We start from the raw sequence: 15,054 nt of genomic DNA, 5'->3' as shown, positions 1-15,054 counted from the left end.
TTTCGTTCCACAATTTAATTTTTTTGTTTTCGTTCAATTGCTGTATAGCACGTCTCCGCAGCTTCCGCATTCGGCAGGCAATTCAAGTGACCCACAGCAACCCGATCTTGCACACGCTGAAAGATGGATGTCATCGCGGCGAAAAGCCCGCTATTCCAGCGTAAAGCAGATCCGCTGGGCAGCATCGTAATCAAAGCCTCTTTACCCTTTTTCCAATGAAAGCTATTTTCTTTGGCCTGTGTCAAGCGTACCACAGCTTGTAATCGTACACCCAAATCGCGGTAACACGGCGTCTTCCCACTCCATGGCGTGCCGTAAATCCATACGGTGTTGTCGTTGGCAATGCGTAGTGCCGGATTGTCATCATTCAACAATTGAAAATCTGGCAAATTCGTTAACCAAAGCCTGCTATGCGTGCTTTTCCCAGTACCACTTTTTCCCAAAAACGCAAATCCTTGGCCTGCACGTTCAACAACAGAGGCATGGATAAGCACCGTATCGTAAGGCAAGGCAGCTTGCGCAAAGGTAACCATTAGTAACCAAGCAAGCACCGTTGTCGAATGTATTTCTTGTTCTACAGCGTAAACTTCATTCGTAGAGAAATCTTTCGAGCTCCGCATTTTCCATTCACTTTCGCCATGCCCTGCACGTAGAATCGTATAATAATAGGTTTCAGACTCTCTAAATTGGAAATGATCGCCCCACACAAGAGACTCTTCGCTCAGCAACTTTGTAGCAGTAATATCCTCGTCCAGCGCTGTGAAATTCACCTTTACGGTAGACACCAGTTGCCCTGCATCCGTATCGCGTAGAAAAGGGCGAAAACTAGGAAGCACTTTATCTGGATTCACCGTTGGGGGAAGCAACACCCGCATCACGAGATTGGCGATCTCGTAATATAGACTCGCTTTATCGCCTGCTTGCACTGTATTCGTGTCTGAATCGTTCATTAACCTTGTATAAAAATTGTTTGCTGGCACCGCGCGGCCAACTTCATATCATGTGTAACAAATAGTATAATCTTCTCCATTCCGGCTTCCGTCAATCGCTGCACCACAATTTCTGCAGTTTCACTATCCAAAGCCGAAGTGATTTCGTCAAACAGCCAAATGGACGCCTCACGCATCATCGCTCGGGCGATTGCAACACGCTGTGCCTGTCCTTCAGACAACCCAAAGCCTGACTCGCCAACCACTGTTTCTAGCCCCTGCGGTAGGCTGTATACAAATTCGGCGTTTGCTAAATAAATAGCACGCTTTATCTTTTCAGCATCAATCGCCTGATCTCCAATTAAATTATCTAATATACTGCCGCTAAACAAAGAATTCCCTTGAGGGACATAAGCAAAATTGATACGGTGCACATTTGATAAAACAATATTTTCGCTATTTTGTTCGACTAAAATTTCACCTTTATGCGGCTTAATTAGTGCGAGCAATAAGCGTATTAATGTCGTCTTCCCCCGGCCACTGGAGCCTACTATTGCCACTGGCTGTCCGCGCTGCATGATGGCTGAAAAATTATCGACAACCATCTTATCTTCATAACGGAAGCCTAGCTCATTTATTTTAATAGCAGTCGGGGCTTTCAAGACCTGCGCCTGCGAATCAGTTTCCTTTTCATCATTATGCAAGGCCAGCAAACGATCCACGGCCGTACGAAAACGAATAAACTGCGGCACGAAGCTCATGGCTTGCAGTATAGGTGTCTGTATCCTGCTGACGAGCTGCAAAAAGGCAGCCATCGTTCCGAAAGATATTTGACCGGCATCCAACCGATAGATCCCCCATATAAACGTCAATAAATAACCGCCATTAATCGTAAATTTCATTATCGTTTGGCTACTAATCGCAAAATTTTGCTGCGCCATCTTTAACGAAAAAATAACATCCTGACTGTTTTTTAGCTTCCCTTCTCTTGAAGGGATAAGACCCAGCGCTCGGATCAAAAGCCGGAATCGCAAGTTCTCTTGCAAAACATTTCCAAAGTTACTTTCTGCTTGTTTAACTTCCGCGTTTAATCGACGCATTTTTCGAAAGTATAGCTTAGAAAATAAAAAAAGTGGCGATATACCTACAATTGTTAACGCTAACATTGGATCCATTAACCACAAGAAGCCGAAGGAGGCTAACAGCCTAATCAAAACCAGAAAAAAGGAAAGGATACCTTGGCTTAGCATTTGAGATACCTCCGCAGTATCGGTTTGCAACCGCAGCATGAGGTCGCCGGTATGCCAGTCTTTGGCATATTTCCAAACGGCACGCATTTGCCCCTCGACAAGTGTTCTTTGCAGGTTTAGTCCCATTTTTAATCCTATAGCATCGTTCCAACGTGTGGAACAGGCTTTGATCAGTAAACCCAATAGCACAGAGCCAACAACATAGATTAGTGTGGTCCGCAAGCTTCCCGACACGCTATGCACAGCTTGATCGATAGCTCGTTTTGAAAAAAAGATAAAAAGCAAAGAGAGGCCAATGGCGATTAATTCCAACAAAAAATATCCCAAAAGCTGCTTGCGAAAATTTTGGGTCAAAGACCAAACCCAACGGAGCTGATATGGTACGGAATAGGAACGCATTATTTTACAAATCGCGAATAATATTGTACAAGCGGAAAAAAGATGGTCTCTTGCGGAGCATAAGCAATATACCTGCGGAAGTTATTTTTCCAACGTTTGAAGCTATCCACACGTTGATTAGTTTGATCCTCCTGCGCCAGATCTACACGGTCGTCGTGAAAACCAAAATTTCCAGCGACCAGTATTTCTCTCATCATCCAGTCAGCTTGCACGTCTTCCGGTAGAGGAAATGGAAGTTTTGCCGTTTCGAGCCCGATATACTTTACCAGTAAAATATGCAAAAGATCAATCCATTTTGAGATGCCCAATTTTCGGTAAACTGCGCGTAGCTCCTCGCCGTCAATTTTGTGGGCATATTGGAAACATACCCGCGCTGAATCACAGAGCTGCCGCATGCCGATTCCGAAGGACAAGAGATGTTTCAAAATATGGACATTGACTTGTACATAGGTTAACAAGGCTGATGGCAAAAAAACGGATTCTTTGTGCAGCTCAAGCGTGATACTGCGCGGCCTTTCTGTGTGCTCGAGCCGTTTTAAATACGATTTTACGAAAGGGTTGTGCACATCGAGAAGCCGTTGGTGAATCTCCGTATCACAATTTTTCCAAAGAAAACTAAAGCTAAATCCGGCCTGTTTCTCCGGTTTCAGATGCTGCTCTTGGAGTATGCTGAACAGTGCCTTATTATCTTCTCTGCCCTCGACATACCAATCGATATCGCCGCAGATCCGGTGGTTTGGATTGGGGTAGCAACTAGCCAATCCTTGACCTTTCAACAAAATTGGTTGTATGTTTTGCGTTGTAAAGAAACGCGCTTGCGCAGCGATAATTTTATTCATCCATACATTGCGCCGCTCGATAGCATCTACGCGTACCGTCCAACGCAAGAGCAGCGCTTTTGGCGGATGCAGGGATAGCGGTAATTTATTCAGTCCATCAAACAGAATACCTTCTACCGTATGCTTTACAGCTAGTTGAAGTACCTTTTCCCATTGTTCAGCAGAGATTGGGAAATAGCTGTGCGCAGCTTCGTCGGTAGCCTCCCATAAACCTAGACGTAGTAAACAGAAAAAAGAGTCATGTATCTGCTCTGCCCCCATTCATTATCCTTTAAGTAAGTTTTGCGCACGGAACAACTCGATCAGCTTCTCTGCATCGTCAGCAGCAGTTGTCTCATCGACCTCATACCGATCTAAAAGCAGGTTCGTCACGTCCGACAGCTGAAATTCCTTGCCTTGTAATTGTTCCCAAAGCCATGCTGCTGTCTCATTTAACGTGTAAACACGCGACATATCAATTTGATCTTGACCAGGCTCTACAATAATGTAATCTTCACCTACATGCCTTAGAATTAAGTCTTCTCTTAAGTTCATTGTTTATTTTTTTATTTTAGCGACCACTCGTCTCGCTGGCCGCATATAAAACCAAAGTACGCCTAATATACGGTTTAATCTGCCTTCAGGATTTTTAAGTTTGCTTCCTCCACGTGTAACGCCTACCACTTTTGCGATAATGTCGAGTTCTTCAACCCACTCAATTTGCGAAAAGTTAGCATCGCCTGCCAATCCAAATTTATCTCTTTTTTTGGTCACCAATCGATGCAATACATAATTACCGCGCCATTTTGCCAACAGTATATCTCCCAGCTTTAAGCGTTGGCCATCGGCAGTACGAACCTGCACTTTATCCCCTTCAAACAAGAAAGGCCGCATACTCTCACCTCGCACAATAAAGGAAACCGCCTTACCCTTCGCAAGATGAAACTGGATTTCATCGAAAAAAATATGATTGTTTATGATGACTTTCCGATCCATACCCTCCAACTATACTTGTATTTTGTACCTGTTAAAATACGTAAATACTTTACAATTTATCAAAAAATATAACGTAAACACGCGAGTTTTCTTTTATTTCCTTTACAATACCTCCTGATAATACCCAAGGCATACCTTCACCATCTCTACTCGCGTAAAGCATGTATTATACCGATTTTTTGCACCAGCGGCCAGCCGTTGATAGCGTTCGTCGTCTTCACCTATCTGTAAAATTTTCTCGGCGAGCGCGTTCGCATCCTCAATCGGTGCGATCAACCCAGATTCACCATCCTGATTGACCCAACTTACCCCAGATCCCGGAATATCTGTAGATACCACCGGCCTTCCGCAAGACATCGCTTCAATCTGCACAATGGCAAACGCCTCTGTTTTCAATATGGAGGGTAAGCAAAACTGATTTGCCGCTGCAAAATATGCAGGAATTTCCTCATCCGGAATATAGCCAACCAGGAAAACTTTCTGTTGTAGACCACGCTCTACAATCAAGGCTTCTAAACTTTGTTGCAGTGGGCCCTTTCCGCCTATAACCACGCAGTAGTCATCACTCAATTTGAGCGCGGCCTTAATGAGGTACTCATAGCCTTTGTAGCTTACGAGTCGGCCTAAAGAGAAGATAATCTTTTTGCCGGGATAGCGTTTTTGAATCTTTTCCACCAATGCTGCTTCAGGCTGCAGCGGCTCCACGCCAATAGGAATATATCCCGTTTTATGTTGCACCTTTTGCAGAAATGGCGATTCTGAGACATATTTAGGTGTCGTGCCTAATATCCTGTCCGCGCGCTTAATAAGCCAGCGCTGCAAAGGCGCATATGCCTTCAGCAGAACTTTCTGCTTGAGGATGTCACTATGCCAATGCAGCAATACTTTGCCTTTGTATCCTGAAAGAAATAGCGCCAAACACGCCATCGGATCCGGATGGTGCACATGGATAATATCGTATTGCTTTGCGATGTTTCGCAATCTGCTAATCATCGCCGGAGCAAGCTTTGTAGCTGCCAAACTAAGTTGCGTGGGAACGACAAACAAATTGGCAAATTCATTTATTTTGATGGTACCGGCTGCGTGGTCTTCCGTAGATGCACAAAGCATGTCGCAGTGCACACCGGTTTCTGATAGTCCCAACATCAAGTCGTACATCACTTTCTCTACACCGCCGCGGATCGGGTAAAACTTACCCAGTTGGAGTACTTTCATAGGGTCTATCGTTCCAATAATTTCGTAAATAATTCTTCCCATGACTGCACCAGTGGCTCTTCAATAGCTCTGGCGTACACAGGGTTTAAAAAAGAGTTGTCGCCGGCGATAATCTTTTCCATATAGCCCGCTAGAACCTGGTAATCATTTATATCAAAAAAGGCGACCTCCTCATTACCTTGAGCTGTTTCGTGAGCATACGGAAGATCCGCAAGTAAAAGCGGCCGTTGATAACGCGAAAACTCAGAAATAGGCAAACCCCAGGTTTCCACTTTTGAGGGGAAAATCAGGCAGTCAGACAATTGATAGTAATGAAATAGTGTTGTTTGATCGAGATAACCCAAAAACCGTAAGGCCGGAACTTTCTTCGCCCATCGCTTAAACAGCCATCTCGTGTATTTATTTTCTTCACCGCTTATTGTCAGAAGCACCTCAAAGTTACGCACACCTTTCATCCATAGTAATTCAGCAGCGGCACAGATACATTCAAAATTCTTATGGCTATCTGCAATGGCAGGATAGATAAAAACCGTCTTCTCTTTTGCACCCTTTTGCATAGGCACATCCACTTGCGATTTTGCGACTTTTGGCGGCGCAACGATAATATGTTTGGCATGCAAGTTAAATAGCCGTACAAAGGCGGTACGAAACCATTCCTGCTGCACAACGACATAGTCGTTTTTGTGGATGTTGAACTGGTAAAAAAAACGGGAAAACAGCGCAAAAAGAACAATTTTTGGCGCAAATAGCAGATCTCTAAAATTCCATTTGAGAAATGGAAAGGAATTATGGCAGTATACGACTCGGCGCCTTGCCAATACAGAAGGCGTCGTATCATGCAACGAAAACCACAATTCTACGGGCTGCAAGCTTTTTGATATTTTGCGAAGGGAGAAATACTCATACCAAAGCCTGTTGATCCATCTTTTTTTAGGCCATTGGGTTTCAATATAGTCGATATTTGGAAAGTCTACGAGCTCTCTTTTATAGACGATGGCCACGATACGGTAGTCCTCATTTACGGCCATGCTGGAAAGGTAACTTAGACAATCGCGCAATATTCGTAGCGTACCTCCTCTGTTTAAATTTACGGCAGAGATAACAATGGTTTTTTTCTGTCGGAGTTGGTTATCTCGTTCCATTACGCGCTACGCTTTAACATGTAATTCATCAAATAAATCAAGCCAATATTTCATCACAACTTCTTCCGCGTATTGCAAAGACAAACGCTTTGCTTCCTGCCCCATCTTTTTACGCAAAGTATCATCTTCTATTAGTTGAATGATATGTTTTGCCAAACCTGATGTATCGCCTTCATTAATTAGGAAACCGTTTTCGCCGTCGCTGATAATATCGCGAGGACCACATTTGCAGGCATATGCTACCAACGGCAGACCACACGCTTGTGCTTCCAGCAATGCCATGGGTAATCCTTCATAGCGCGAGGTCATTGCCAATAGAGCATGCTGAACGTATTGCCCTTCAATATTTTTAACCGGTTCGCGCAGCTTAACAACGTCTTGCAAACCAGAGCTTTGAATTTGCCGCTGCAAACTATCGCGCAATGGCCCGTGACCGAAAATATTTAAAGACCAACCGGGACAAGTTGCTTTAACCTCTTTCCAAGCGTATACAAGATCTTCAAAACGCTTTTGGTAGTCATACCGACCTACCGCGATCACCTGCTGACTGGTTAAATCCGAGACAGATGTGGGAACAAAACTATTAGCATTTGGGATGACCCTGATATTTGGCAATGCTCCCCAGTATCCCTTATCTTCTTGTGTGAGAACGACAAACCGTTCATAACGCTTTGCAAAAGACACATCCTGCTTGCTCCGCCATTGATCGATGAAGCCCCAAATACCACGACGACCGTATTGCAAACGTTTAAAGCGAGAAAAGTGTATTTCTACTATCTTTCTGCTTCCATCGCCGATCTTGTAAAGAAAAGACACTTCATGATCAAACATAGAGACCGTAATGTCGGGCTGCAATTGATGAAGGAGTTGGTCTAGCCGCTGATGGTGTTGGCGCTGTTTAACACGGTAGCTAAACAACTTTTCCAAAAGACCTCTTCCGTTGTTCAGTACATAGTTGATGCCTAGGTCATGCTGTTGCACACGCGGATCTAAGTCAAAAAAACTAGCCATGCCGCGTTGATCTGTCGTCACAATATGCACATCGAACCCCAGTTTTGCGAAGTAGTTGGCCTTATTAGTCAGTACACGTTCCATCCCGCCTGAGTTACTGGTTGCTGCAATACAATAGACTATCTTCATACAGCTGTGGCTAAAGTAGGTTGCGCTACCCGTTTTCGGGCAAAGGTTTTTTGTTCTATCCCGTCCAGGCAGTAAAATAGCGCATAGATAACAAAAATATCCGTTGCTACTTTAAGCCAGATGACAAAGGTTATGAGCACGAAAAAGAAAAACATCAGCGCATAGCGCTTATTTTGCTGGGCAAAGATATAGGCATTATAGATGAAGAAAAGGGCAAATACGGAAAAACCGCTAAGCCCGCAATACAGGATAAAACGGCAATAGCCAATATCTGTACTATATACAAAATTATCAAACAGACCTGTTCCGATAATCCAGCTTTTGGTATCTTCTGGCCAAATCCACATTTCACGGTTCAGCTTATCTGTAGAATCTGTGCGCCACTCGCCTTTCTCCACCCAATTAAAAAAACCTTCAAAGGCAAAGCGCATGTTATGGTAGAAGCTTTCATCCGTCTGATAGAGATATACCGAAATCGATATTCCGAGGGCAAGGATCAGCAAAAACACTAAAAAGAACTTAAAAAACCGTTCCCGAATAACCAGCTTCCAGGCATCGGTAGCAATGGCTAAGTAGGCCAAGGCCATACCAAAACCGAGGAAGGTCGTTCTGGCCATCATATTTCCAATCAACGTAATGGTAAAAAACGCCAATAACAGCAAGGCTACATACCAAGCGTTGGAGCGTATCTTAGTATCATTGACCAATAACGCCGCAATCATCACCAACACCAATGAAAACCTTACTCCTGCCGTGTCTAAGGCAGCGCCAATTCCATACAAACGATCGACTTCTTCAAAAAATTCTTGGCCTTGATTTACATAACTGTCTACCAAGGCCTGTACGGCAGGTATACGGTCAATTAGCATGGCGGCCACACACTGCGCAAAGCATACCGCTGTTAAATACAACGTAATACGTTTAAAATTGGCAGTCCCATGTACATAGCGAATGGCTGTACAAACAGTATATGCACCAAACATCCATACGGCAAAAGAAACGTAATAATTCGCATACGCATAATCCACCGTCCGGTTATAATCTATGGCATACAAGCAAATGAGTGAAAATACAACCGCTAGACCGATAGATCCGAGCAAATTCAACGATATTTTTACATGCTTGGCTTTTATACAGTCATACAGCAGAAAAAAAATCCCCGCCAATGCCAAAACATTTTTTGTATTTAAACTTGCGGGAAGTATCGACAAGCCTATGGGAAAGTAATAGAGACTTACCAATATAGTCAACGATATGTATTGTAAAAATTTAAGCATGTCTCCCTATCTGTAAATTACACCATATACAAAACGTATCACAAAATAATAATATATTTTCAGCAGCCAAAATTGCTTTTTCAGTGCTAAATATTGGATGAACCGTGTGCGCCAAGGCAACGCCTTATTTTTCCAGACAAATGCATTTGCTTCAGGAAACCACCTTCGCCATAGCTTGTATTGCGCCGTTTTAGCAGAAATCAATAAAGGCAGCTTAATATTGAGTTTCAATTGCTCAAGCAGATTCCCTAACTGGGGGGCATACTGACTGGCTTTCAAAAATATTTCTACCTCGTTGACATTTTGCGTTACTTGCGCTATGTGTTCTTGCGCATATGTTTTTGTCAGCGAAGCACTGTTCGACTGTCGGTAACGGTATAAAGGCTGATCAATAAAAGCCACATGCTGCGCGTAGCAAAACAGCTTCACCATCACCATCAGGTCTTCCCCCATATTCATCCCAGGCGTAAATCGGATTGCATGTTGCTCATATAGGGAACGTTTCACCAGAAACAACCACAGGTTCCAACGCATCGTACCTAACATCATCTTTTCCAATGCCTCCCATGCTGTTTGAAAAGCAGGCTGATTCATCTTTCGTTCGTTCTCATCAAAAGTCAAAAACCAATTGAAGCCTACCATATCAGCGTCCATCTCCTGTGCTCTATTTACCGCTAGCGACACCGCATTGGGTGCTAAACTATCATCTGCATCAACATAATAAATATACATCCCGGTAGCATGCTCTAAGCCGCTGTTTCGCGCTGCAGCTACACCTTGGTTCGTGGCGTGGCTCACAATTTTTGCCTGTCTCTCACCCATACAAAATTTTTGAATGAAACTTTCCAGCAATGCTAGACTCCCATCCGTACTGCTGTCATTTACAAATAATAATTCCATTGCTGGGTAATCCAATTCTGCCAATGCGCGTAAACAATCAGGCAAGGTAGCTTCTGCATTATAAACAGGAACAATAATGGATACTAACGGATCATTGGAATTTTCTATAAGCATAATTACAGTTGTTTGACTCTACTTCCCGTAATGAAAGATAGGGTTTTTGGTAGCAGGCGATTCATCGAATAGTAGATCCCTAATATTATTAGCACACATATGAAGGGAATTATCAAGTAACCTGCTAACATTCCCCATCCCGAATTTGAAAGTTGAGTTGCCGTAAATATACTCTTCAATTTACCTAAAAAATAAACGGTATGTATTGCATAAATAAAAAAAACCGTCTGAGATAGTGATTTGAGGATATTTTTGAGCCTTTTCTTTTCTGAAAATCGCACGGCCATAAGAAAGACACCCGGTAATGTACTAACAACAAAACATCTAAAAAAGTATTGGCCTATAAATTCATTGATGTAATACAAGTCAAGACCCAAAAATATAAAAGATAAAAGCAAAAAGAGCTTTCCGTATTGCTCACAAAATGGCAATACATTATATTTAAACATCCCTAAATAACTTCCCAAACCGAAGTACATAATAGCGACACCGCTTAATCCAGGAATGCCTAAATCAGGAACAGCTAGATATAAAAGCAGTAGAATAGCTAAACCCAAAATCTTTGTTCGACTCAGAAAATAATAGAATAGCGGGCTGAGTAAGACCATAATCATTAGGTCGCGTACATACCAAAGAGGAATGTTTACAGGCAGCGACCACATCAAATCATACACTGAATTCTCTTTTAAAGCACTGTAGTTTTCGTTATTTCCGCGCCCTAGAGCGTTAAATAGCGTATTCATAAGCGCTATAATCAATATGACGATTATGTTCCAAAAAAGATAAGGAATCAATAATGTCTTCAATCGCTTATGTAATTGTTGAATATAATTATTAAACGTCCATTGTTGGTCTTTGAGAAAGAATAAATACCCTGAAAATACGAAGAAAAAAGGAACGGCCAACTGCCCTATATGGTGAGATATAATTTCCGAAATCGTCGAGTATAAACTATAGCTATCAAACCGCCAAGAAACCGCTTGGGGTTCGAGTGGCGCCATATGCACAAATACAACGAGTATGATCAAAGGGAAACGAAGCATTTCAATAATTTCCGATTGATTTTTCAACTTGCTTTCTGGGTTCATAGATCGGCCTCTTTTAATTTTCGTAGTATCGCTGCTGGAAGATCATTATGCCGGCTAGTAAACTTCCGTGCAAAGAGCAAATCGGATCTTTGCAACGTATCAAAATCTTTTACTTCCCAATCGATTAACTGGTTGTCCCGCCATTGTATAAAGCGTTGCGAACCATTTCCTTCATGAGTCATATCATATATTTGCTCTCGAAAGCGAGAGTTCCAACAGGCAGTCTGCACAAAGATCTCGTCCGCACAAAACGTATAATTGTAACGTTTAAGGATATCGTCCTTTTGAGCTAACAGAAAGGCGACAAATTCATCTGTCAAGCTTAGCCATTGCGTCCCTTTTTTAAATTCAATATCCAGGTTTCGCTTAATATCCAAGATAATTTGTAGCCGTAAGCAAATAAATCGAAGAATTTTTCTCAGTTTGTCGCCCATATTCCCGCTCGTTCTAAAATGCTTCGGGAAGAGATGGTAGCGCTGCACTTTACGTTCAATGTGCGCTTTTTGATCTCCCTGAGAATAGCCTATAAATTGCTTGTTTGCATGTTTGGCGCAAAAGCTATGAATAACATCTTGCGTTTGCAACGGCATATCCACGCCGGATAATAGATGATAGTGGCTATACTTGCCGTGGTTTTGCGCTGTCTGGAACAAAAGAAGTTCAGCTGCTACAATACTTACATCGCCCCAACGCACATCAACACGCTCCTCAAGGATTATCACGTTTGCAAAAGAGGTTCGCAAAACTGGTAGAACAGCCACTTTCTTATCAAAATGAATAAAGACAGTATTACGTGGATCATCCAGCGCCTCCAGTAGATAGCCTAGAAGTTCAAATTCATGATGAGCAAGTATAAGATAAGCGTGCTTCATACGTCTTTTTTTACGGTCTCTACTAACTTATCAACCAAGGACATCCCAGACTGGCTAACTTTTCGCGCAAATAGGTAATCACTATCTATTAAAAATGTATAGTCGTCCATTGTCAACACCCTAGGGTTGCTTCCTTCAAATTCATTAAATAAAAGCTTTCCTTCATTAACCACGGTAAAGCCGGACTTTTCATCCGCCAAGAGATAGGGTACAAAAAATTCATCGCCGCATAATGACCAACGGAATTTCCGTAATACATCTTTTTTTCGTGAAACAATGTATCGTACAGCTTGCTCCGTCAAACTTACCCAATTATTTGCTTTTATATGAACATCTGGCGCTTGTCGGCGGATAGAAAATATATATTGTAGTTTTAAAATGACATGCCAACACAGGTTTGCAATACGCCGGATCCAGGGCTTTCCGTATTGAAAGTAATTCAAAAAGAAATGATATCTCGCCAGTTTCATATCGATTTCATAAGAATTCGTGTAGAGGAAATTCAACACCTCTTTTCCCTGGTGCTGTTGAAAAAAAGCATGGATATCATCTTGCGTTTTAAGCGGGAAATGGGTTCCAGAAATAAGGTGAAGTCGCTCGTACGAAACAGCATCTGCCAAAGCCGCTTCAAAAAGCAAGTATTCTGCTTCGATCTGCGATACCGAACCCCAACGAATATCCTGCCTTTCTTCCAGCACCTGAAGTTTCGCATGTTGGGTTTGCAAAAGGGGGCAGTTTTCTACCTTCTTGTCAAAATGCAGGTATATGTCGTTTCGCGGATCATCTAAAACAGTAATCAGCTTACTCAAAACCTCGAATTCATTGTGGGCGATAATGAGGTACGCATGTTTCATTCCGGCGTTCCTTTCAATTTCCGATAGACAGCTTGTAATAAGTTAATACTGAATTTACCGAATGAATTTTTATAGAATCTTGCAAAAAGCGTCAGCTTACGATCAATACTTATGAACCTTTTTATCGCGTCTGGCAATTGATCATAGAAAGTCCACCAAAGATCAAAAGCCACCGTGAACCTATTCCAGGGCTTCGGCCCCGTGTAATGTACATTCCCCTGGCTTTGTACCATTCGCCAATCTTCCTCCGTATAAAAGCGCAAAAAGCTAGCCTTATACTGCGGAAGCAAAAAGGTGCGTATACTATTCCAAAAAGGCGGGAGGCCAACGATCCGACCTTTACACAATTGATTGATAACATCTTGATCTGGAAACTCCAATCCTTCTACCTTGGCCGCTTCCAAAAATTTCCCGACCATCTTGTCTGCACGCAGCTGATTTAAGTTCATGAAGAGCAGGCCGCTATTGATATAAGTACCCGGCTTGCACCCTATGGCTTCCATATGCACACGCTGTTCCGGCAAGGTCGCTTCAAAAACACCTGCCATATAATTATCTTCTAAATCCACGGTCCGATAAAGCACACTCAGATCATTCCTGAAAATCATATCGCAGTCTATGTATAAAATCTTATCGTATTGAGGCAAAAGATCGGGAAGCAATAAACGATAAGAAGCCGCAATTGTGTATTTTGGATCGACATAAATATCTGGTGACAGCGCGCCTGTAAGGTCTATAAAGGTAAATCGCTGCTGCTCGCTTGCAAGCCCCTTTAGCAATTCCTGCATAGCTGTAGGCAGTGCCTCTGTTAGTAAGCAAATAAAATGAAAAGTTGCATGGGCGGCGGCATTTTGTAAAACGGAGGTGATGCAGGTCGCTACAGGCACAAAATAGTTGGGCGTAAAGGCAAGTACGATGGGCACTGCTGCTTCATGATGTCCTGTTGATACGTCTTGCATTATTTGTCTATTAATTCCTTATAAAACTGATTCAAATTTTGCGCCTCTTTCCGGATATTAAACCGCTTTTTAGTGATACTTTCCTCCACCGAATACCGCGGGTAATTTAAACACTCCTTTGCTATGGTTTCGCTCCACATGCTAGCGTTTTCGATATCCAAATAACGAATAAATTCCGTAACGTCGACTAACTTTGTTACATTTTCAGAGACTAAACATTTTAACGCTGCCGCTTGTGCTTCTACCAAAACCAAGGGCAGCCCCTCATAAAATGATGGTAGAAGTAGCGCATCCATAGCCATCATAAGTTGCGGTATATCTTCCCGATTATTAAGGAAAACGACATTGCTTTCAATATCAAACTCCCTTATTTTTTCTTCCATTTCTGTTCGCAATTCCCCTTCACCGACTATCAGAAGAATTGCTTCGGGCCTTACTTTAGCAAGATGCATAATGATTTCTAACAGAAAGAAAACATTTTTTTGAGCAGAAAGCCGCCCCACAAACCCTACTATCAATCTATCCGAAAGCCCGAGCTCCGTCCGCTTACTATCTCGTACAGAAGGTTGAAAAGAGAATTTCTTCACATCGACGGCGTTATAAAGCACTACTGCGTTTTTCGCATACTGTTTTCCGAAGACAGCATTGATAGAGAGATCGCTAGCTCCAACACGTGCCGTCACCACCATATTCATGAGTAAACGCAGTATACTATTTGAAAAGCCATGACGCGCTCTCGATAAATGCGCGTGCGCTACACGTTTCTTAACGCCACACAAGGCGGCCAATGCTAAATATACGGAGGACTGTAATTCAATATGCGCGTGTACCACATCATACGCTTTTGATCGAATAAGCCTCGTTAAAAAAGCCACCCTTTGTATAACTGGGTTCGGCATATAGAATACATTCACGCCCAAAGAAGTGAAAATCTCATGATATCCCTGAGGATAACCGGTATCAATCGCCACAATATCAAATTGCATATTGGAGCGATCCGAAAACGTATAATAATTATGTAGAAATGTACTTATCCCACCAGCGTCGACCCTTGTCACCACATGCAAAATCCGCATATTTTTTTTCATCCCTTATCTGTAA

At 42.6% G+C, this 15,054-nt stretch carries 15 protein-coding genes; all 15 read right to left on the bottom strand.

Annotation, left to right across the window (positions count from 1 at the left end; genetic code table 11):
- Nucleotides 1-14 precede the first annotated feature (14 nt).
- Entirely contained in the window at nucleotides 15-950 is a 936-nt protein-coding gene (locus DI53_RS09745) for a hypothetical protein (RefSeq protein ID WP_052072298.1), read from the bottom strand.
- Nucleotides 950-2,578: an ABC transporter ATP-binding protein gene (locus tag DI53_RS09740; RefSeq protein WP_037498341.1), complete on the bottom strand. Its 1,629-nt coding sequence runs from the start codon at nucleotides 2,576-2,578 to the stop codon at nucleotides 950-952. Before DI53_RS09740 ends, DI53_RS09745 begins: the two co-directional genes overlap by 1 nt.
- Nucleotides 2,578-3,678 carry a nucleotidyltransferase domain-containing protein gene (locus DI53_RS09735; protein WP_037498338.1) on the bottom strand — a complete coding sequence of 367 codons (1,101 nt, stop codon included), beginning with the start codon at nucleotides 3,676-3,678 and terminating at the stop codon, nucleotides 2,578-2,580. The genes DI53_RS09740 and DI53_RS09735 overlap by 1 nt, the downstream gene beginning before the upstream one ends.
- A gap of 3 nt (nucleotides 3,679-3,681) precedes the next feature.
- Nucleotides 3,682-3,951, bottom strand: a complete 270-nt coding sequence (locus tag DI53_RS09730; RefSeq protein WP_037498335.1) for a PqqD family protein — start codon at nucleotides 3,949-3,951, stop codon at nucleotides 3,682-3,684.
- Nucleotides 3,952-3,954: 3 nt separating this feature from the next.
- Nucleotides 3,955-4,392: a S24 family peptidase gene (locus DI53_RS09725; RefSeq protein ID WP_037498332.1), complete on the bottom strand. Its 438-nt coding sequence runs from the start codon at nucleotides 4,390-4,392 to the stop codon at nucleotides 3,955-3,957.
- Between the two features lie 102 nt (nucleotides 4,393-4,494).
- The gene (locus DI53_RS09720; RefSeq protein ID WP_206538018.1) at nucleotides 4,495-5,649 is read right to left on the bottom strand and encodes a glycosyltransferase; all 1,155 of its coding nucleotides are present in this window, start codon (nucleotides 5,647-5,649) and stop codon (nucleotides 4,495-4,497) included.
- The gene (locus DI53_RS09715; RefSeq protein WP_037498328.1) at nucleotides 5,613-6,749 is read right to left on the bottom strand and encodes a glycosyltransferase; all 1,137 of its coding nucleotides are present in this window, start codon (nucleotides 6,747-6,749) and stop codon (nucleotides 5,613-5,615) included. The genes DI53_RS09720 and DI53_RS09715 overlap by 37 nt, the downstream gene beginning before the upstream one ends.
- A gap of 6 nt (nucleotides 6,750-6,755) precedes the next feature.
- On the bottom strand, nucleotides 6,756-7,889 hold the full coding sequence (locus tag DI53_RS09710; RefSeq protein WP_037498326.1) for a glycosyltransferase family 4 protein: 1,134 nt from the start codon (nucleotides 7,887-7,889) through the stop codon (nucleotides 6,756-6,758).
- Nucleotides 7,886-9,166, bottom strand: coding sequence for a hypothetical protein (locus tag DI53_RS09705; protein ID WP_052072296.1), 1,281 nt, complete (start codon nucleotides 9,164-9,166; stop codon nucleotides 7,886-7,888). Before DI53_RS09705 ends, DI53_RS09710 begins: the two co-directional genes overlap by 4 nt.
- A gap of 6 nt (nucleotides 9,167-9,172) precedes the next feature.
- Nucleotides 9,173-10,180, bottom strand: a complete 1,008-nt coding sequence (locus DI53_RS09700; RefSeq protein ID WP_037498323.1) for a glycosyltransferase family 2 protein — start codon at nucleotides 10,178-10,180, stop codon at nucleotides 9,173-9,175.
- Nucleotides 10,181-10,182: 2 nt separating this feature from the next.
- Nucleotides 10,183-11,268 carry an acyltransferase family protein gene (locus DI53_RS09695; protein ID WP_037498321.1) on the bottom strand — a complete coding sequence of 362 codons (1,086 nt, stop codon included), beginning with the start codon at nucleotides 11,266-11,268 and terminating at the stop codon, nucleotides 10,183-10,185.
- Nucleotides 11,265-12,140: a beta-1,6-N-acetylglucosaminyltransferase gene (locus DI53_RS09690; RefSeq protein WP_037498318.1), complete on the bottom strand. Its 876-nt coding sequence runs from the start codon at nucleotides 12,138-12,140 to the stop codon at nucleotides 11,265-11,267. The genes DI53_RS09695 and DI53_RS09690 overlap by 4 nt, the downstream gene beginning before the upstream one ends.
- Nucleotides 12,137-12,994 (bottom strand): beta-1,6-N-acetylglucosaminyltransferase, encoded by an 858-nt coding sequence (locus DI53_RS09685; RefSeq protein WP_037498315.1) that lies wholly within the window; start codon nucleotides 12,992-12,994, stop codon nucleotides 12,137-12,139. Before DI53_RS09685 ends, DI53_RS09690 begins: the two co-directional genes overlap by 4 nt.
- A complete protein-coding gene (locus tag DI53_RS09680) occupies nucleotides 12,991-13,953 on the bottom strand; it encodes a glycosyltransferase family 8 protein (protein WP_052072294.1) in 963 nt (320 codons plus the stop codon). Before DI53_RS09680 ends, DI53_RS09685 begins: the two co-directional genes overlap by 4 nt.
- The gene (locus DI53_RS09675) at nucleotides 13,953-15,041 is read right to left on the bottom strand and encodes a glycosyltransferase (protein WP_206538017.1); all 1,089 of its coding nucleotides are present in this window, start codon (nucleotides 15,039-15,041) and stop codon (nucleotides 13,953-13,955) included. The genes DI53_RS09680 and DI53_RS09675 overlap by 1 nt, the downstream gene beginning before the upstream one ends.
- Between the last annotated feature and the right edge of the window lie 13 nt (nucleotides 15,042-15,054).

This window comes from Sphingobacterium deserti, from assembly GCF_000757725.1.
GTDB lineage: Bacteria > Bacteroidota > Bacteroidia > Sphingobacteriales > Sphingobacteriaceae > Sphingobacterium > Sphingobacterium deserti.
This window is presented reverse-complemented; position numbering and strand designations above follow the sequence as displayed.

Coding starts and splice junctions, on each gene's coding strand:
- DI53_RS09685 (WP_037498315.1), bottom strand. CDS start 12,994: ATGAAACATGCGTACCTCATTATCGCCCACAATGAATTCGAGGTTTTG.
- DI53_RS09710 (WP_037498326.1), bottom strand. CDS start 7,889: ATGAAGATAGTCTATTGTATTGCAGCAACCAGTAACTCAGGCGGGATG.
- DI53_RS09735 (WP_037498338.1), bottom strand. CDS start 3,678: ATGGGGGCAGAGCAGATACATGACTCTTTTTTCTGTTTACTACGTCTA.
- DI53_RS09705 (WP_052072296.1), bottom strand. CDS start 9,166: ATGCTTAAATTTTTACAATACATATCGTTGACTATATTGGTAAGTCTC.
- DI53_RS09725 (WP_037498332.1), bottom strand. CDS start 4,392: ATGGATCGGAAAGTCATCATAAACAATCATATTTTTTTCGATGAAATC.
- DI53_RS09690 (WP_037498318.1), bottom strand. CDS start 12,140: ATGAAGCACGCTTATCTTATACTTGCTCATCATGAATTTGAACTTCTA.
- DI53_RS09715 (WP_037498328.1), bottom strand. CDS start 6,749: ATGGAACGAGATAACCAACTCCGACAGAAAAAAACCATTGTTATCTCT.
- DI53_RS09700 (WP_037498323.1), bottom strand. CDS start 10,180: ATGCTTATAGAAAATTCCAATGATCCGTTAGTATCCATTATTGTTCCT.
- DI53_RS09730 (WP_037498335.1), bottom strand. CDS start 3,951: ATGAACTTAAGAGAAGACTTAATTCTAAGGCATGTAGGTGAAGATTAC.
- DI53_RS09675 (WP_206538017.1), bottom strand. CDS start 15,041: ATGAAAAAAAATATGCGGATTTTGCATGTGGTGACAAGGGTCGACGCT.
- DI53_RS09740 (WP_037498341.1), bottom strand. CDS start 2,578: ATGCGTTCCTATTCCGTACCATATCAGCTCCGTTGGGTTTGGTCTTTG.
- DI53_RS09695 (WP_037498321.1), bottom strand. CDS start 11,268: ATGAACCCAGAAAGCAAGTTGAAAAATCAATCGGAAATTATTGAAATG.
- DI53_RS09680 (WP_052072294.1), bottom strand. CDS start 13,953: ATGCAAGACGTATCAACAGGACATCATGAAGCAGCAGTGCCCATCGTA.
- DI53_RS09720 (WP_206538018.1), bottom strand. CDS start 5,649: ATGGGAAGAATTATTTACGAAATTATTGGAACGATAGACCCTATGAAA.
- DI53_RS09745 (WP_052072298.1), bottom strand. CDS start 950: ATGAACGATTCAGACACGAATACAGTGCAAGCAGGCGATAAAGCGAGT.